General features: G+C 70.7%; 16 protein-coding genes and 1 tRNA gene. 9 read left to right on the forward strand and 8 right to left on the reverse strand.

Annotated features, from left to right (window positions below; all coding sequences use genetic code 11):
* Positions 1-68 precede the first annotated feature (68 nt).
* Positions 69-1,340, forward strand: a complete 1,272-nt coding sequence (locus AC07FT_RS18430) for a tyrosine-type recombinase/integrase (protein ID WP_479177107.1) — start codon at positions 69-71, stop codon at positions 1,338-1,340.
* Positions 1,341-1,371: 31 nt separating this feature from the next.
* On the opposite strand, the gene AC07FT_RS18435 is transcribed toward AC07FT_RS18430, so the two are convergent.
* From AC07FT_RS18435 to AC07FT_RS18450, 4 genes are all read right to left on the reverse strand, one after another.
* Positions 1,372-2,082, reverse strand: coding sequence for a TIGR02391 family protein (locus AC07FT_RS18435; RefSeq protein ID WP_479177108.1), 711 nt, complete (start codon positions 2,080-2,082; stop codon positions 1,372-1,374).
* Between the two features lie 146 nt (positions 2,083-2,228).
* Positions 2,229-2,300 (reverse strand) — tRNA-Cys (locus AC07FT_RS18440).
* A gap of 124 nt (positions 2,301-2,424) precedes the next feature.
* On the reverse strand, positions 2,425-3,303 hold the full coding sequence (locus AC07FT_RS18445; protein ID WP_479177205.1) for an alpha/beta fold hydrolase: 879 nt from the start codon (positions 3,301-3,303) through the stop codon (positions 2,425-2,427).
* 83 nt (positions 3,304-3,386) lie between these two features.
* Positions 3,387-4,214 (reverse strand): SAM-dependent methyltransferase, encoded by an 828-nt coding sequence (locus tag AC07FT_RS18450; protein WP_479177109.1) that lies wholly within the window; start codon positions 4,212-4,214, stop codon positions 3,387-3,389.
* A gap of 165 nt (positions 4,215-4,379) precedes the next feature.
* Here AC07FT_RS18450 and AC07FT_RS18455 point away from each other — a divergent pair, with 165 nt between their 5' ends.
* From AC07FT_RS18455 to AC07FT_RS18480, 6 genes are all read left to right on the forward strand, one after another.
* Positions 4,380-5,285 carry a LysR family transcriptional regulator gene (locus AC07FT_RS18455; RefSeq protein ID WP_479177110.1) on the forward strand — a complete coding sequence of 302 codons (906 nt, stop codon included), beginning with the start codon at positions 4,380-4,382 and terminating at the stop codon, positions 5,283-5,285.
* A gap of 155 nt (positions 5,286-5,440) precedes the next feature.
* A complete protein-coding gene (locus AC07FT_RS18460) occupies positions 5,441-6,010 on the forward strand; it encodes a cysteine dioxygenase family protein (protein WP_479177111.1) in 570 nt (189 codons plus the stop codon).
* Between the two features lie 43 nt (positions 6,011-6,053).
* Positions 6,054-7,196 (forward strand): YeiH family protein, encoded by a 1,143-nt coding sequence (locus AC07FT_RS18465; RefSeq protein WP_479177112.1) that lies wholly within the window; start codon positions 6,054-6,056, stop codon positions 7,194-7,196.
* A 187-nt stretch (positions 7,197-7,383) separates the two neighbouring features.
* Positions 7,384-9,180 (forward strand): DEAD/DEAH box helicase, encoded by a 1,797-nt coding sequence (locus AC07FT_RS18470; protein WP_479177113.1) that lies wholly within the window; start codon positions 7,384-7,386, stop codon positions 9,178-9,180.
* A 411-nt stretch (positions 9,181-9,591) separates the two neighbouring features.
* The gene (locus AC07FT_RS18475; protein ID WP_471203107.1) at positions 9,592-10,233 is read left to right on the forward strand and encodes an IclR family transcriptional regulator; all 642 of its coding nucleotides are present in this window, start codon (positions 9,592-9,594) and stop codon (positions 10,231-10,233) included.
* Positions 10,234-10,301: 68 nt separating this feature from the next.
* A complete protein-coding gene (locus AC07FT_RS18480; protein ID WP_479177114.1) occupies positions 10,302-11,087 on the forward strand; it encodes a S16 family serine protease in 786 nt (261 codons plus the stop codon).
* Here the strand turns inward: AC07FT_RS18480 and AC07FT_RS18485 are convergent.
* From AC07FT_RS18485 to AC07FT_RS18500, 4 genes are all read right to left on the reverse strand, one after another.
* Positions 11,026-12,381, reverse strand: coding sequence for an MFS transporter (locus tag AC07FT_RS18485; RefSeq protein ID WP_479177115.1), 1,356 nt, complete (start codon positions 12,379-12,381; stop codon positions 11,026-11,028). The two genes, AC07FT_RS18480 and AC07FT_RS18485, sit on opposite strands and share 62 nt — an antisense overlap.
* Positions 12,382-12,402: 21 nt before the next feature.
* The gene (locus AC07FT_RS18490) at positions 12,403-12,612 is read right to left on the reverse strand and encodes a hypothetical protein (RefSeq protein ID WP_479177116.1); all 210 of its coding nucleotides are present in this window, start codon (positions 12,610-12,612) and stop codon (positions 12,403-12,405) included.
* A gap of 27 nt (positions 12,613-12,639) precedes the next feature.
* The gene (locus AC07FT_RS18495; RefSeq protein ID WP_479177117.1) at positions 12,640-13,236 is read right to left on the reverse strand and encodes an ArsR/SmtB family transcription factor; all 597 of its coding nucleotides are present in this window, start codon (positions 13,234-13,236) and stop codon (positions 12,640-12,642) included.
* Between the two features lie 82 nt (positions 13,237-13,318).
* Positions 13,319-13,786, reverse strand: coding sequence for an Lrp/AsnC family transcriptional regulator (locus AC07FT_RS18500; RefSeq protein WP_471203238.1), 468 nt, complete (start codon positions 13,784-13,786; stop codon positions 13,319-13,321).
* A 146-nt stretch (positions 13,787-13,932) separates the two neighbouring features.
* Between AC07FT_RS18500 and hppD the strand changes: the two genes are divergently transcribed.
* Positions 13,933-15,078 carry a 4-hydroxyphenylpyruvate dioxygenase gene (hppD, locus tag AC07FT_RS18505; protein ID WP_479177118.1) on the forward strand — a complete coding sequence of 382 codons (1,146 nt, stop codon included), beginning with the start codon at positions 13,933-13,935 and terminating at the stop codon, positions 15,076-15,078.
* A 208-nt stretch (positions 15,079-15,286) separates the two neighbouring features.
* Complete coding sequence (locus AC07FT_RS18510; protein WP_479177119.1) at positions 15,287-16,312, forward strand: phage baseplate protein; 1,026 nt, start codon at positions 15,287-15,289, stop codon at positions 16,310-16,312.
* Positions 16,313-16,362: the final 50 nt, after the last annotated feature.

Raw genomic sequence — 16,362 nt, forward strand, 5'->3', positions numbered from 1 at the left:
CGGCACTCCCGGACAGGACAGCCCGCCGCCCCGGTCTCCATCCCGACACCATGAACAGGAGTCTGCCTGTGGCAGAGAAAGAGAAGCGCACTCGACAGCCGAACGGCCGCAGCTCGATCTACTTCGGCAAAGACGGCAAGTGGCACGGCCGGGTCACCGTCGGCGTTCGTGACGACGGCAAGCCGGACCGGCGTCATGTCGAGCGGAAGACCCGTGCGGAGGTCACCGAAGCCGTGCGGGAGCTGGAGAGGCAGCGCGATGCCAAGACCGTGCGCAAGCCGGGCAAGCCTTGGACGGTCAAGGCGTGGCTGACGCACTGGATTGAGAACGTCGCGCCCCTCACGGCCAACGACAACACGATGGTGGGGTACGGCGTCTCTGTGCGGAAGCACCTCATCCCCGGCCTGGGCGCCCATCGCCTCGACAGGCTTAAGCCGGAGCACATCGAAGCGTTCTACGTGAAGATGCAGGCCAACGGCAGCAAACCCGCGACGGCCCACCACGCGCACCGCACGCTTCGCGCTGCCCTCAACGAGGCGGTACGGCGCGGCCATCTCGGGAAGAATCCGGTCTTGCTGGCCAAGGCTCCGAAGGTGGACGAGTACGAGGTTGAGCCCTACACCGTGGCTGAGGTGCAGCGTCTGCTGAAGGCCGCCGCCCGGCACCGTAACTCTGCACGCTGGGCTGTAGCCCTCGCCCTCGGTCTACGGCAGGGGGAAGTGCTGGGCCTGAAATGGGAGGACGTAGACCTTGACGGTGGGTTCCTGATGGTCCGCCGCAGTCGCCACCGCCCGCAGTACGCGCACGGGTGCGCGGAACCCTGCGGGCGCAAGGCCGGGTACTGCCCGCAGAAGCGACGCAGCAACCCGGAGACGTCCACCACCAAGTCACGTGCCGGCCGCCGTGCGGTCGGCCTCCCGGAACAGCTCGTTGACCTGCTGCGCGCCCACCGCAAGGCGCAGGATGCGGAACGGGAGGCGGCCGGGAAGCGCTGGCAGGAAGGGGGGTGGGTGTTCCCTGACGAGTACGGCCGCATCTCTTCCCATCGGAAGGACTGGGCCGAGTGGAAGGCGCTTCTGGCAGAGGCGAGCGTTCGTGACGGGCGTCTGCACGACGCACGCCACACGGCCGCCACGGTCCTGCTGATCCTCGGTGTTCCCGAGCGGGCCGTTATGGGCCTCATGGGGTGGTCGACCACCGCTATGGCCGCCCGGTATCAGCACATGGTGGACGCCGTGCGGGCGGACGTTGCGAGGCAGGTAGACGGTCTGATCTGGAAGACCGAGACGGACCGGCCGGACGACGACGGTGCTGCTGGCGCACTCGTACCGGCCCAGTGACCCTGAGGGGGCAGGGCTCCACCCTGCCCCCTCAGGCGTGCGTCACTACCTGGCAGCCGTCGATCAGTCGTGCCAGCACGCTGAACGTGGCTAGCTGCTCCAAGGCTTCCTGTTGCGCCAAGTCACCCGTCTCGTGAGCGGCAGGGTTCCGGAGCGCAAAGTACGCCCCCTGACCGAGTTGGAGGGCGCCACGCTGCCGTGTCTGAACTCCGGGATCTGTTTGGTCGCCTGGTATCCGGAGCCGAGGCTTTCCCGTCTCCGGCGCCTTGTCGCTGAAGGCTTCCTGGATGAGCTTGGCGTCCGACAAGTCGCGTCGGCCAAGCTTGTTCTGAAGGTGGGCGTTGATCGACGTGGCGGCGGCGTGGACAGCAGCTCGATAGTGCGCGGACTCCCAAAAGGTACGTGCTGCATCCCACACCCACGGGTGGAGCCGATCGGCGGGAAGAGACGGAGAATCTGGCGCCAGGCGCGTCTTCCACTCGTCCATGTCGGTCAGGATGCCTATGCCGCGCCTGACCTCGTCAACGTTTGTAGTTAGATCCTCCCAATCGCTCTGCCCAAGTACCTCGACGTCCGGCATGTCGGGGTTCAGGCGGCGCAAGATCCTCACGACGGTGGGCTCAGCTTCAAACAGGTTCTTCCGCTCTTCCGCCGTATCGCCGTTGGTGTACTTGACATTCCAGTACTGGGTCACTAGGTGGTCGAAGAATTCGAGTTGCTCATGCATCCAGTCGCGATCCACATGTGGAGGGTAGAGGGCACTGCGTCCGGAGAGGTGAAAATTCTGGCTCGGCCGGGCCAACTGAGACGAGAAGTGAGACGGACGACCGAAAGGGCGGCACCCCCGGAGGGGTGCCGCCCTTTCGTTTTTCCTGGTCAATGACCTAGAGGCCGTGGCGGGATTCGAACCCACGTAACTCGCTTTGCAGGCGAGCCCCTGAACCACTCGGGCACACGGCCGGTGTGTCGTGCTGTGCTTCGACGATAGGACGGGGTCCGGCGGGGTATCAACGCGTCGGCCGGGGCTGCCATACGACTGACACGCCCCGTTCACAGTGGGCCCGGGACCGGCCCCGCCGGTGGTTCACGGACGGCCGGGGCGGCCCGCGAGGAAGTCCTCGACCAGCGGGCGGAAGAGGTCCGGCTCGTCCACCCACGGGTAGTGGCCCACTCCGTGCAGCGGCTGGGCCCGGCCGTCGGGGAAGGACTCCGCGACCAGCTCCCCGGCGCGTACGCCGGTCACCGCGTCCCGGTCGCCGGTCACCGTCAGCACGGGGCAGGGGACTTCGCGCAGCCGGGCCAGCACCGCGCGGCGCCCCGCCTCGTCGACGCCCTGCCAGAAACCCGCGCGCGGCACCGGGCCGAGCTGTTCGCCCTCGGCCGCGGCGTGCGCCCGCTGGGGTTCGTCCCAGCGGCCGTACGCCATCGGGGCGGCCTGCAGCAGCAGCCTGCGCACCTCGGTGAAGTCGGAGGTGTCGGGCAGCAGCTGCACCGCGGCATACGCCTCCTGCCACCACGGCTCGTCCGCGCGCGATTCGAAGATCTCCCGGGCGTCCTCGGGCAGTTCGCCCTGGAGCCGGGCGCCCGGACAGACGAGGACGAGATGGGTGAGGTGCTCGGGGTGTGCCGCCGCGTACGCCTGGGCCGTGGCCGCCGCCGCGTCGTGCGCCAGCAGCGGGAAGCGGTTCAGCCCCAGGTGGCGGCGGAGCGCCTCCAGGTCCTCGGCCAGCCCGGGGAAGGAGTAGCCGCTGGGGTCGGTGGCCGGAGGGGAGTCCCCGGTGCCGCGGCTGTCGGGGATGATCAGCGTGTGCTGCGCGTCGAGCCCGCCGAGGTCGCCCAGGTAGGCGGCGTCCCGCCCGGGCCCGCCGGCCAGGCAGATCAGCGGTGGCCGCGCGGAGCCGTCCCGGGCTTCCAGGACGCGGTAGGCGAGCTCGGTGTTGTCGTACGACGTGTAGTGCGGCATAGAGGTCAGCTTGCCCGAAGAGCCCCGGCTCAGCCCGAAGACACCGGGGCGTGTGACAGCGGTCATCGCCTCGGGGGAGTCCGTCAGGGTTTGCGCGCGACCCCGCCGTAGGCGGCGATGTCGCGCACCCCGGCCAGCTCGGGATCGGGGCGGCGCCAGTGCGTGATCTTCCCGAAACCCGGCTGGAGCAGCTCGAGCCCGTCGAAGACGGTGCGCAGCTGGTCCTGTGCGCGCGGGATGTAGGGCACACCGCCGGACTTGCTGTACTCCTCGCACATCCGCACGTAGTACGGGCTGTCGGTGGTGCCGTCCCAGTGGACCAGATGACTGCCCGGGGGCACCGCGGCCAGCACCGTCCTCACGATGCGCAGCAGGTCGTCGTGGGTCCTGGCGTGTCCGAGCACGCCCATGAACATCACGCCGACCGGCCGGGTGAGGTCGAGGATGCCGCTGACCTGCTCGAGGATGCGCTCGGGGTCGTTGAAGTCGGCCTCCACGTAGGTGGTGACACCCTCGTCGGTCACGCTGGTCAGCAGGGCCCGTGCGTGGGTCAGCACCAGGGGGTCGTTGTCGACGTAGACGACGTGGGCGTCGGGGGCGATGTCCTGGGCCACCTCGTGGGTGTTCCGCATGGTGGGCAGGCCCGTGCCGATGTCGAGGAACTGCCGGATGCCGACCTCGCCGGCCAGATGCTCGACGGCGCGGATCAGGAACTTGCGGCTCTCGGTCGCCATCTCTCCGATGTCGGGGTCGATCTCCAGGGAGGCGTCGCCGACCTGACGATCGATCTCGTAGTTGTCCTTGCCGCCCATCCAGTAGTTCCAGATCCGCGCGGAATGCGGGATGTCGGTGCGGATCTCGTCGGCCACGGGGAGGGTCCTCCAGCGTCGTCGGTCACGGACGCGCACCATCCAACTACTGTGCGCGCACGGCCCGCAACCGCCGGGCGGACTCCGTTCACGGAGTGCTGAGAACCGGGCCGGGCTGCCAGGTGTGATCCATGACTCAAAAGCGATGGTGGGGGTGATCTTCTCCCGACCCAATATGTGCTTATGTTTTCCGCCTATGATGCGAGGGTGTTCGATTCCCGGCACATCAAGACGTTCCACGAGGTGGTCAGCGCCGGTTCCTACTCGGCGGCCGCCCGTGCCCTCGGCTATACCCAGCCGGCCATCACCCAGCAGATGAAGGCGCTCGAACGTGCCGTCGGCAGCCCGCTGTTCATCCGGGTCGGCCGCGGGATGCGGCTCACCGAGGCCGGGGAGACCCTGGCCCGGCACGCGGACACCATCCTGTCCAGCATCTCCGCCGCCCAGCAGCAGATGAACGCCATCACCCGGCTGCGCTCGGGCCGGGTGCGGGTGTGCGCCTTCCCCAGTGCCAACGCCACCCTCATCCCCGAGGCCATGTCCCGGCTCGCCGCCAGTCATCCGGGGGTGCGGGTGGAGCTGCTGGAGGGCGAGCCGCCGGAGTCGCTGGAGCGGGTGGTGCGCGGCGAGTGCGACATCACGCTCGCCTTCACCTACCCCGGGCTGCACGAGGAGGTCCCCGCCGACCTGGTGGCGATCCCGCTGATGGAGGACCAGCTCACGGTGCTGCTGCCGGCCGGCCATGCGCTGGCCCGGCGGCGCGCGGTCAAGCTGGCCGAGCTCAGCGAGGAGCGCTGGATCGCCGGATGTCTGCGCTGTCGCGCCAACTTCCTGCACGAATGCGCCGAGCAGGGCTTCGCCCCCGATATCGCCTTCACCACCGATGACAACCTGGTGGTGCAGAGCATGGTCGCGGCGGGGCTGGGGGTCGCGATGATGCCGGGTCTGGTGCTGTCGTTCCTGTGCCACCAGAAGGTGACCGGCCGCGCCCTGGACCCCGCCTCGCGGCGCCAGGTCTCGGCGTACGTGCTGCGGGAGCATCTGGAGATCCCGGCGACGGCGCGGGTGCTGGAGGAGCTGAAGACGGTGGCGGGGAACCGGGTCGGCTGCTGACCGCCGCCTGATTCTCGCCCGGCTCCCGCTCGACCCGCGCTCGATCCCCGCTCGATTCCGGCGGTGCTCCGGAGGGGTCATCCATAAGCAGAATTTAGAGGACGCCAAGAAATCGTCGTTGGACGTGATGGAGTGCGCGGCCGCACGCTGCCGTTATGACCACCACGCCGACCGAACCCACCGTCTCCCGCGTCACGGCGCGCCTCGGCGCGTTCGTCGACGGCGTACGCGAGGCCGTCGGACGCGGCCTGCCGCCGGACGTCACCGCCTACCTCGTCGGTGAGCGGCTCGCGCCCTTCCTCGGCGCGGACGACCTGCTCACCCCCGAACAGCGCGAGGGTCACGCCGACCGCTACCGCCAGCACGTCCTGCACGCCGAACCGGACGGCAGCTTCTCGATCGTCGCCCTGGTCTGGCTGCCCGGCCAGCGCACCTCGATCCATGACCATGTGTCCTGGTGCGTGACCGGTGTCCACGAGGGCGAGGAGCACGAGCGCCGCTACCGGCTGGTGCCGGACGGGCTGAGCTCGCGGCTGGTCGCCGAGAAGGACGTCGTCAATCCGCAGGGTTCGGTCTGCGGGTTCGCGCCGCCAGGAGATATCCACAGGGTGTGGAACGCCTGCGGGAGCAAGGCGATCTCGATCCACGTCTACGGCGCGGACATCGCCCGGCTGGGCAGCAGCGTACGGCGGGTGTACGAACTGCCGACGGAGGACGAGCTGTGAGCGCCCGCCGCTCCACCCGTCCGGCCCGTGGCGCGGTGACGGCGTGGCGCTGACCGGGGCGCGGGCCGCCGGGCGGCTGACCGCTGTACCTCCCGCGGCGCGCGCCGGAGCCGCCGTACCGGGCCGTGGGCTGCCCGCCCCGACGAAGGGGCTCGCCCTGGCGGCGGCCGGGGTCGCGGTCGCCTGGTGCGTCCACCGGCTGGTACCGGCCGTCCCCCTGCTCACCGCGGCCGTGGTGCTCGGCATCACGGCCGCCCATCTGCCGGGGGTGCGCGGGCTGGTGCGCGGCGCCTGCCGCCCGGGGCTCTCGCTCGCGGGGAAGCGGCTGATGCGGCTGGGCATCGTGCTGCTGGGGCTCGGACTCGGACTCGGCGATGTGCTGGGCCTGGGCTGGGCCACGGTGGCCATGGTGTTCGGCGTGGTCGCGGCCACCTTCTTCGGCACCTGGTGGCTTGGGCGCCGGATGGGGCTGCGCGGTGACCAGCCGCTGCTGATCGCCACCGGCTACTCGATCTGCGGCGCGTCCGCGATCGGCGCGGTCAGCGAGGTCTCGGAGAGCGACGAGCGGGACGTGGCCACCTCGGTGGCGCTGGTGACGCTGTGCGGCACCCTCGCCATCGCCGTACTGCCGCTGCTCCAGGGCCCGTTGGGGCTGAGCGACGCGGAGTTCGGCCGGTGGGCGGGTGCGAGTGTGCATGACGTCGGCCAGGTGGTGGCGACCGCGCAGACCGCCGGAGGCGCCGCGCTGAATGACGCGGTGCTCGTCAAGCTGGTGCGAGTGGCGCTGCTCGCACCGCTGGTCGCGGCACTGGCGCTGTCCGTACGGGCACGCCGGAACGCGACCAGGGCGGCCGTGCGGACCGACACGGCCGCGGGGGGCGATGAAGCCGGGGACGCGGGGGGTGCGGAGCGGACGGGGACGCGGCGGCCGCCGCTGGTTCCGCTCTTCGTCCTCGGCTTCCTGGCCATGGCGGCCGTACGCAGCACCGGGGTGCTGCCCGCGGTCGCGCTCGACACCGCCGGTGACGTACGCGAACTGCTCCTGGCCGCGGCCCTCTTCGGTCTCGGCAGCGCGGTCCATCTGCCCTCGCTGTCCCGCACCGGGGCGCGGGTGGCGGCGCTGGGGCTGTGCGCGTGGGTGGTCATCGCGGGGGTGTCGTACGCGGGCGTCCTGCTGACGGCCTGACCGTACGCGCCCCCGGGGCGGCCCGGCGGTGACAATCCCCGGTGAGCGGCGCGCAGTCCGGCGGGCGCGGTGTGAGCCTGGTCCCACCCGGGGGTGGTCTCGTGGCGTACCCCCGAAGCGTGAACGGCGGCACAGGTAGGCTGACGCGGTTCCCGAACGACGCCGCCGAGCCAGCCCGACGGAGACCGTGAGTACTACCGCCGCCAGCACCAGTCACCACCTCTCGCCCGCCTTCCCGGGCCGGGCGCCCTGGGGTACCGCGAGCAAGCTGCGGGCCTGGCAGCAGGGCGCCATGGACAAGTACATCCAGGAGCAGCCGAGGGACTTCCTCGCGGTCGCGACGCCCGGCGCCGGCAAGACGACCTTCGCGCTGACCCTCGCGTCCTGGCTGCTGCACCACCACGTGGTGCAGCAGGTGACGGTCGTCGCGCCCACCGAGCACCTGAAGAAGCAGTGGGCGGAGGCCGGGGCGCGGGTGGGGATCAAGCTGGACCCGGAGTACAGCGCGGGCCCGCTCGGCAAGGAGTACCACGGGGTCGCGGTGACCTACGCGGGCGTCGGCGTCCGGCCGATGCTGCACCGCAACCGCGTCGAACAGCGCAAGACACTGGTGATCCTGGACGAGATCCACCACGCCGGTGACTCCCGCTCCTGGGGCGAGGCGTGCCAGGAGGCGTTCGAGCCCGCGACCCGGCGGCTGGCGCTCACCGGTACGCCGTTCCGGTCGGACACCAACCCCATCCCCTTCGTCACCTACGAAGAGGGCAACGACGGCATCCGCCGCTCCTCCGCCGACTACACCTACGGCTATGGCAACGCGCTCGGCGACGGGGTCGTGCGGCCGGTCATCTTCCTCTCCTACAGCGGCAACATGCGCTGGCGCACCAAGGCGGGCGACGAGATCGCGGCCCGGCTGGGCGAGCCGATGACCAAGGACGCGGTCTCCCAGGCGTGGCGCACCGCGCTGGATCCGCGCGGCGACTGGATGCCGAACGTGCTGCGCGCCGCCGACCAGCGGCTGACCGAGGTCCGCAAGGCCATCCCGGACGCGGGCGCGCTGGTGATCGCCGCCGACCAGGAGTCGGCCCGCGCCTACGCCAAGCTGATCCGTGAGATCACCGGCAGCAAGGCCACGCTGGTGCTGTCCGACGAGGCCGCGGCCTCGCAGCGGATCGAGGACTTCAGCCACTCCGAGGACCGCTGGATGGTCGCGGTCCGCATGGTGTCGGAGGGGGTGGACGTACCCCGGCTGGCGGTCGGGGTGTACGCCACCACCATCTCCACCCCGCTCTTCTTCGCCCAGGCCGTCGGCCGTTTCGTACGGTCGCGGCGGCGCGGTGAGACCGCGTCGGTCTTCCTCCCCACCATCCCGATGCTGCTCGGCTTCGCCAACGAGATGGAGGTCGAGCGCGACCACGTCCTGGACAAGCCGAAGAAGGACGGCGAGGAGGAGAACCCGTACGCGGAGGAGGAGAAGCTCCTCGAGGAGGCCGAGAAGCAGCAGGACGAGGACACCGGCGAACAGGACCAGCTGCCCTTCGAGGCGCTGGAGTCGGACGCGGTCTTCGACCGGGTGCTCTACGACGGCGCCGAGTTCGGGATGCAGGCACACCCCGGCAGCGAGGAGGAGCAGGACTACCTCGGCATCCCCGGGCTGCTCGAACCCGACCAGGTGCAGATGCTGCTCCAGCGGCGGCAGGCCAAGCAGATCGCGCACAGCCGCAAGCGGCCGGACGCGGAGGCCGATCTGCTGGAGATGCCGGCCGAGCGGCGTCCGGTGGTGACCCACAAGGAGCTGCTGGAGCTGCGCAAGGAGCTGAACACCCTGGTGGGCGCCTATGTCCACCAGAGCGGCAAACCGCATGGAGTGATCCACACCGAACTGCGCCGGGTGTGCGGCGGGCCGCCGAGCGCGGAGGCCACGGCCGGGCAGATCCGCGAGCGGATCAAGAAGGTCCGGGAGTGGGCCACGCGGATGCGCTGACCGGCGTGCGGGACGCGCTGCGCGGCGCGCGGGGCGCTCCCGGTGGTGGATGAGGTGGTGCGGCGCACGGTCGCACTACCCCTCACACCCTTCACAACCTCTTTTATGGACCGTCGCCAACTCGCCACTCAATATCCGGGCATATGGCGCTAAACACCTCAATTCACAGCCCGAGAGGGCGATGGCGGCGGAAACCTGTGCTCGGATTCTGGACGGGCTCTTCCGCTCAGCGGACCGGCTCGCTAGCGTTCGGGCACGCACACGCCCCGTGGCAGCGCCGCCGCGGAGCGCAGCCGGATGCGTAACTGCGTAACCAGCCACCGCGACCGGCGGCCTCTGCGCGCGCCGTCGTCGGGACCGGCGGTGCACCTCCGCGAAGAGCCGCCCACCCATCACCGAGGAGGGGGCGTCGTGACCGCGGAGACCTCCCAGACGCTCGACCGGGGACTGCGCGTCCTCAAACTGCTCGCCGACACCGACCACGGGCTGACCGTCACCGAGCTGTCCACCAAGCTCGGCGTCAACCGCACCGTCGTCTACCGACTCCTGGCCACCCTTGAGCAGCACTCCCTGGTCCGCCGCGACATCGGTGGCCGGGCACGCGTCGGGCTGGGGGTGCTCCAGCTCGGCCGCCAGGTGCACCCGCTGGTCCGCGAGGCGGCACTGCCCGCGCTGCGCTCCCTCGCCGAGGACATCGGCGCCACCGCCCACCTCACCCTGGTCGACGGCACCGAGGCCCTCGCGGTCGCGGTCGTCGAGCCGACCTGGACCGACTACCACGTGGCCTACCGGGCCGGGTTCCGCCACCCGCTGGACCGGGGTGCCGCGGGCCGGGCGATCCTGTCCGCCCGCGCGGCCCTCGCCGACGACCCGGGGTACGCGCTCACCCACGGCGAGCTGGAGGCGGGCGCGAGCGGCGCCGCCGCCCCGCTGGTGGGGGTGACCGGGATAGAGGGCAGCGTGGGCGTGGTGATGCTCTGCGACGCCGTACCGGAACGGGTCGGCCCGAGGGTGGTGGACGCCGCCCGGGAGGTGGCCGAGGCCCTGAGGTGACGGGCGCCGGGGCCCTGAAGACGACGGGCGGGGAGAAGATCGTCCCGCGCGTCAACTAGATTCACCCCATGCCTGCCGTCTCCCCCCGCGCCCGCACCCTCCTGATCTGCTCGGCGATCGTGATCGCCCTGCTGGCGGTCGCCGCGTTCGCCCCGCTGCCGTTCACCGTCGCCCAGCCGGGCACCACGGTGAACGTCCTGGGCTCGGACCGCGGCAAGCAGGTGATCACCATTTCGGGGACCGACACCCGCAGGACCAGTGGACAGCTGCGGATGACCACGATCCAGGCGACCGGGCCGGACGCCACCGTGCGGCTGAAGGACGTGGTCGGCGGCTGGCTGGACACCGACCGCGCGGTGATGCCGCGCGACTCGGTCTACGTGGGCGGCACCACCGAGGAGATCGAGCGGCACAACGCCGAGGAGATGGAGAAGTCGCAGTCCACCGCCACCAGCGCCGCGCTCGGCTATCTCCACCGGTCGGCGAAGGACGTCAAGGTCACCCTGCGGCTGGCCGATGTGGGCGGGCCGAGCGCCGGACTGCTGTTCTCGCTCGGCATCGTCAACAAACTGGACGGCGACGGCCGCGGCGGCGACCTCACCGGGGGGCGGACGATCGCGGGCACCGGCACGATCGACGCCAAGGGCAAGGTCGGCGCGGTGGGCGGCGTCCCGCTGAAGACACAGGCCGCCAAGCGGGACGGCGCGACCGTCTTCCTGGTGCCCGAGGCCGAGTGCTCGGACGCCGAGGCCGAACTTCCGAAGGGGCTCCGGCTGATCCCCGTCACCACCCTCAAGGGCGCGGTGTCGGCTCTCCAGGCCCTGCGCTCGGGAGGGGCGGTCCCGCACTGCTGAGCCCGACCGCGGCGGGGCCCGGGGCGTGGCTCCCGGCCACGGGTTCACGGTCCAGACCGCACCACACCGGGAAGGTCAGCGGGCTCAGCGTCACCAGGAAGTACACCCCGCCGGTCACCAGGAACGCGGTCGTCAGCCCGGCACCGTCCACCAGGTAGCCGGCCGCGAGCCCGCCCAGCGGGATCGCCACCCACACCCCCGCGGTGATCGCCCCCATCACCCGGCTGCGCAGCTCGTCCGGTACGGCCTCGTAGGTCACCGTGGTCAGGATCGGATTGAGCATGCCCGCCGCGATCCCGCTGATCACCATCGTCACGGCGAGCGGCTGGAGGCCGGGGACGAACCCGGCGACCAGGAACCGCGGCAGCCCGCAGAGCAGGAAGCAGACACCGAAGACGGTGCGGCGGGAGAAGCGGTCGCCCAGCGCCCCGTAGAGCAGCGCGCCCGTCAGCGCACCCCCGCCGAACAGCGCGGACACCAGCCCGAGATCGACCGAACCGTCGAGGTCGCGTTCGGCGTGCACGGGCAGCAGCACCGAGGAGTAGCCCTGGTCGAGGCCGTTGGTGGCCATCACCATCAGCACGATGGCCAGCAGCAGCCGGTGGCGCAGCAAGAAGGCGTAGCCCTCGCGGAGTTCGGCCCGGTACGCGCGGAGCGAGACCGGGGCGGCCGCGCGCCGCGGGGCGGCGGCGGGCAGTCCGCGCAGCCCCGCCGCGATCAGCAGCGCGGAGACCCCGAACGTCGCGGCGTCCAGGAGCAGGACGGAGGCCGGGCCGAGGAAGGCGATGAGCACGCCCCCGAGGGCCGTGCCCACCATCCGGGCGCCGCGCGAGGCACCGTCGTAGAAGCTGGCCGCGCGGCTGAGGGTGGTGCCCGCCCGTTCGGCCAGGGCCGGCACCAGCACCTCGCGGGCCGTCTCACCCGGTGCGTGGAGCAGTCCGGCCACCGCCATCAGCGCGCACAGCTGCCAGAACCGCAGCACCCCGGCGAAGTGGAGCAGCGGGATCGCGGCGACGGCCACCGCGCACAGCGCGTCGGAGGCGATCGAGACCCGCCGCCGCCCCAGCCGGTCGATGACCGGTCCGCCGATGACGGCGGAGACGATCACCGGAAGGGTGGCGCAGAAGGCGACGAGCCCGGCCCTGGCGGCGCTGCCCGTGGTCTGGAGCACGAACCACGGGACCCCGATCAGGGTGAGTGAATTCCCCGCGATGGAAACGGTGTTGGCGGCGAGGACGAGTGCGAGTGGCCGCCGGTCGGGTCTGTCGTCCCCTGTTCCTTTGTTGCCGTTCATGGTCCCCCCTGTGCGTCCCGGTCAGTAGTCGAGCCGTGCCGTCAGTGCCGTCCGTGCCGTTCCCGGGCCGCGCGGTGTCGCCATCCGCAGCCCGACCTCCACCAGCGTCCAGCCCACCCGGGTGCGCAGCGGCTGGGCGTCGGGGCGGCGCGCGGGAGCTTCCCGGGCCTCGTGCTCGAGTCTTTCGGCGCGGATGCGGTGCAGCCGCAGATGGATGTCATCGCCGTACATGGTGTTGTCCCCCCTGGGATCAGCCGCTCAGTCGTCGTCGCGCGGGAAGGTGTGCAGATGGATCCGGACCCTGGCCGAGTTCTCGGTGTCCTTCGCCACCTCCCTCTCGCGGTAGCTCTCGATCACTTCGTGCAGCTTGTTACGCATTTCATCGGCCAGTTCGGGCGTCAGCCGGAAGGCGAAGTCGCTCATGTCCGCGGCTTCCCGCCACTGGGCGGACCAGGTGTCGATGCTGCCGATCCAGGTCGACAGCTCCTGGCCGTGAACGGTGGCCCACTCGTGCAGCAAGGTGTTGATCGCTCCGCGCACGGCGGGGTCGGGGTGGGTGTGGAAGTCGTTGCCCACGCGGGTGCCCCGCTGCGCCGACTTCCACCACCGCTCACGGCCCTTGCCGCGCTCGGGGTCGTCCGTGACGAAGCCGTGTGCGGCGAGCTGCCGCAGGTGGTAGCTGGTGGCACCGCTGGACTCGCCCAATCGCTCGGCCAGTTGGGACGCGGTCGCCGGTCCGTACTCGCGCAGCGCACCGAGCAGACGCATCCGCAGCGGGTGGGCGAGCCCGCGCAGGGAGCGCGGGTCGAGCTCCCGCACCTCGTCGTCGGGCAACGGCTTCTCGTTCTGTGCCATGTCCGGAAGCGTAAGCATGCAAAGACTCCGTTGCAAGCATTTCTTTGCAACGGAATCTTTGGATCCGCGGACCGCCCTCCGCTCAGTCCCGCGCCGCCTGCTGCACCAGCGGGATGATCCGCAGCGGTACCGGGTTCTCCATCACGATCGCCGTCGAGGCCCGGACGATCCCCTCGAACCCCACGACCAGGTCGATCACCCGTTGGAGGTCGGCGTTGGAGCGGGCGACCAGACGGCACAGCATGTCGCCGTGGCCGGTGGTGGTGTGCAGCTCCAGCACCTCCGGGACACCCGCGAGATGCGTCCGTACGCTCGCCCCCTGGCCCTGCTTGATCTCCAGCGTGGCGAACGCGGTCACCGGATAGCCCAGTGCCGCCGGATCCACCTCCGGGCCGAAGCCGCGGATCACCCCCTGGGCGCGCAGCCGGTCCAGCCGCGCCTGCGCCGTACCGCGTGCCACGCCGAGGCGGCGGGACGCCTCCAGCACGCCGATCCGCGGTTCGTGCGCGAGCAGCTCGATCAGTCCGGCGTCGAGCCCGTCGATTCCCATGGACACCTCCCGGCACAGGGTGACCACCCCTGTGATGGTGGTCACTGTGTGCAGAATGCCGCGCAGGAGCCGCGTATGGCTATACAGAGTGCACAGCAATTACGCGAACTGTTGCGCACCCTGAGTCCCGGGGAGACGCTTCCGATATGACTGAGATCCTGAACCCCACCCCGTCCACCGCGCGGCAGGCCGACCCCTTCCCGGTGAAGGGGATGGACGCGGTGGTCTTCGCGGTCGGCAATGCCAAGCAGGCGGCCCACTACTACGCCACCGCCTTCGGCATGAAGCTGGTGGCCTACTCCGGACCGGAGAACGGCAGCCGGGAGACCGCCTCCTACGTCCTCGTCTCGGGCAGCGCCCGCTTCGTGTTCACCTCCGTCATCAAGCCCAGCACCGAGTGGGGCCGCTTCCTCGCCGGGCACGTCGCCGAGCACGGTGACGGGGTCATCGACCTGGCCGTCGAGGTGCCGGACGTACGCGCCGCGTACGCCTACGCCGTGGAGCACGGGGCCACCGGCATCGAGGAGCCGCACGACATCAAGGACGAGCACGGCACGGTGGTGCTCGCCGCCATCCGCACCTACGGCGACACCCGCCACACGCTCGTCGAGCGCACCGGTTACGACGGCCCCTACCTGCCGGGGTTCGTGGCCGCCGACCCCATCGTGGCACCGCCGGAGAAGCGCACCTTCCAGGCCATCGACCACTGCGTGGGCAACGTCGAACTCGGCAGGATGAACGAGTGGGTCGCCTTCTACAACCAGGTCATGGGCTTCACCAACATGAAGGAGTTCGTGGGCGACGACATCGCGACCGAGTACTCGGCGCTGATGTCGAAGGTCGTCGCCGACGGCACCAAGAAGGTGAAGTTCCCGATCAACGAGCCCGCGATCGCGAAGAAGAAGTCGCAGATCGACGAGTACCTGGAGTTCTACGGCGGCCCGGGCGTGCAGCACATCGCGCTCGCCACCAACGACATCGTCTCGACGGTCCGGACGATGCGGGCCGCCGGCGTCCAGTTCCTCGACGTCCCGGACTCGTACTACGACACCCTCGGCGAGTGGGTCGGTGACACCCGGGTGCCGATCGACCGGCTGCGCGAGCTGAAGATCCTCGCCGACCGCGACGAGGACGGCTATCTGCTCCAGATCTTCACCAAGCCGGTCCAGGACCGGCCGACCGTCTTCTTCGAGATGATCGAGCGCCATGGCTCGATGGGCTTCGGAAAGGGCAACTTCAAGGCCCTGTTCGAGGCGATCGAGCGCGAGCAGGAGAAGCGCGGCAACCTCTGATCCACCCCCACCGACGGCCCCGGGCGACCCCCCACCGCCCGGGGCCGTCGGTATGCCCGGAGCGGATGCCGGGCGGCCGCGCACCCGCCTGTGCGGGTCCCGCGAGAAAAATCTGAACCACGGGTGGGAGGGGCATCCACGGCGTCTACACTCTCGGCGATCTGATCACTCCAACATGGCGTGGTCACATGGGAGTTGTGGAGTTCGCATGCCCGAGGACACATCCGACACGGGGCGGTTGACCAGGCGCAGGTTCGCCCTCGCGGGCGGCGCCGCGGCCGCCGGGGCGTTCGCCGCCTTCGCGGCCCGTACCGAGGCGTCGGCGGCGGTCGAAGGGGACCGGTTCGACCTGACCGTGCCCTCCACCCAGCTGCTGCGCGAGAAGACCCCGCACAACAGCACGGTGCTCCAGTCCTTCGCGTTCGACGACACCAACAAGCACCTGTACGTCATCCAGCTGATGGAGGGCGGGATCCGGCTGGACGGTGAGCCGGGCCCCGTCTCCGGCGCCGACCGGGCCGCGCGCGGCGACCTGTGCCTCACCAGGATGTCGCTCACCGGCACCGAACTGGGCTTCATGTACCTCAAGGGGTTCGGGCACGGTGTGGCCATCGGCTGTGAGCCGGCGGGAACCACCGCCCAGCTGTGGGCCGAGTCCGACGCCGACCCCGACTCCGGCTACGGGCGCGCCATCAGCCGCTTCCGGTTCGCCGCCGGAACGGTGCTGTCCAGCGGTTCGTCCTCGCTGGTCAAGCATCGGCCGGTACCCGGTTCGACCGCCAACCAGCCCGCCGTCGACATGCTCAACAGGCGGCTGCTGATGCGCTACCGGCTGGGCGGCGTGCCCCGCTACCGGCTGATGGAGCTGGCCGACGTCACGGCCGGGCGGTACTCCGCGGTGCACGACATACCCCAGACCGGGGTGGCGGCGGACGAGACCTTCCAGGGCTTCGCGGTGCTCGGCGACTACGTCTACCAGCTGACCGGCACCGCCTACACCGGCGAGGACGGCACCAATCCGCCCTCCGGCCACGGCAACACCCATGTCTCCTGCCTCGATCTGCGCAGCGGCGAACTGGTCCAGCGGGCCCGCACCGAGGCCGCGTACTCGCTCGACTACCGCGAGCCGGAGGGGATGGCGATCCAGCTGACCGGTCCCCGGCGGCTGTGCATGGGCTTCGCCTCGGGCACCGGGGGCGACCGCAAGGTGAGCGTCTACTACAAGTCCCAGTAGCCCGGCCGCACGGCCCGGTCCGGCGCGCGGCGGTGCGATCTTCCCCGGCG

The organism is Streptomyces sp. NPDC045899 (genome assembly GCF_056431485.1).

Excerpts from the sequence above, each read along its gene's own strand:
- AC07FT_RS18485 (WP_479177115.1), bottom strand. The coding sequence starts at position 12,381 with ATGAACGGCAACAAAGGAACAGGGGACGACAGACCCGACCGGCGGCCA.
- AC07FT_RS18445 (WP_479177205.1), bottom strand. The coding sequence starts at position 3,303 with ATGCCGCACTACACGTCGTACGACAACACCGAGCTCGCCTACCGCGTC.
- AC07FT_RS18490 (WP_479177116.1), bottom strand. The coding sequence starts at position 12,612 with ATGTACGGCGATGACATCCATCTGCGGCTGCACCGCATCCGCGCCGAA.
- AC07FT_RS18500 (WP_471203238.1), bottom strand. The coding sequence starts at position 13,786 with ATGGGAATCGACGGGCTCGACGCCGGACTGATCGAGCTGCTCGCGCAC.
- AC07FT_RS18480 (WP_479177114.1), top strand. The coding sequence starts at position 10,302 with ATGCCTGCCGTCTCCCCCCGCGCCCGCACCCTCCTGATCTGCTCGGCG.
- hppD (WP_479177118.1), top strand. The coding sequence starts at position 13,933 with ATGACTGAGATCCTGAACCCCACCCCGTCCACCGCGCGGCAGGCCGAC.
- AC07FT_RS18510 (WP_479177119.1), top strand. The coding sequence starts at position 15,287 with ATGCCCGAGGACACATCCGACACGGGGCGGTTGACCAGGCGCAGGTTC.
- AC07FT_RS18450 (WP_479177109.1), bottom strand. The coding sequence starts at position 4,214 with ATGGTGCGCGTCCGTGACCGACGACGCTGGAGGACCCTCCCCGTGGCC.
- AC07FT_RS18460 (WP_479177111.1), top strand. The coding sequence starts at position 5,441 with ATGACCACCACGCCGACCGAACCCACCGTCTCCCGCGTCACGGCGCGC.
- AC07FT_RS18495 (WP_479177117.1), bottom strand. The coding sequence starts at position 13,236 with ATGGCACAGAACGAGAAGCCGTTGCCCGACGACGAGGTGCGGGAGCTC.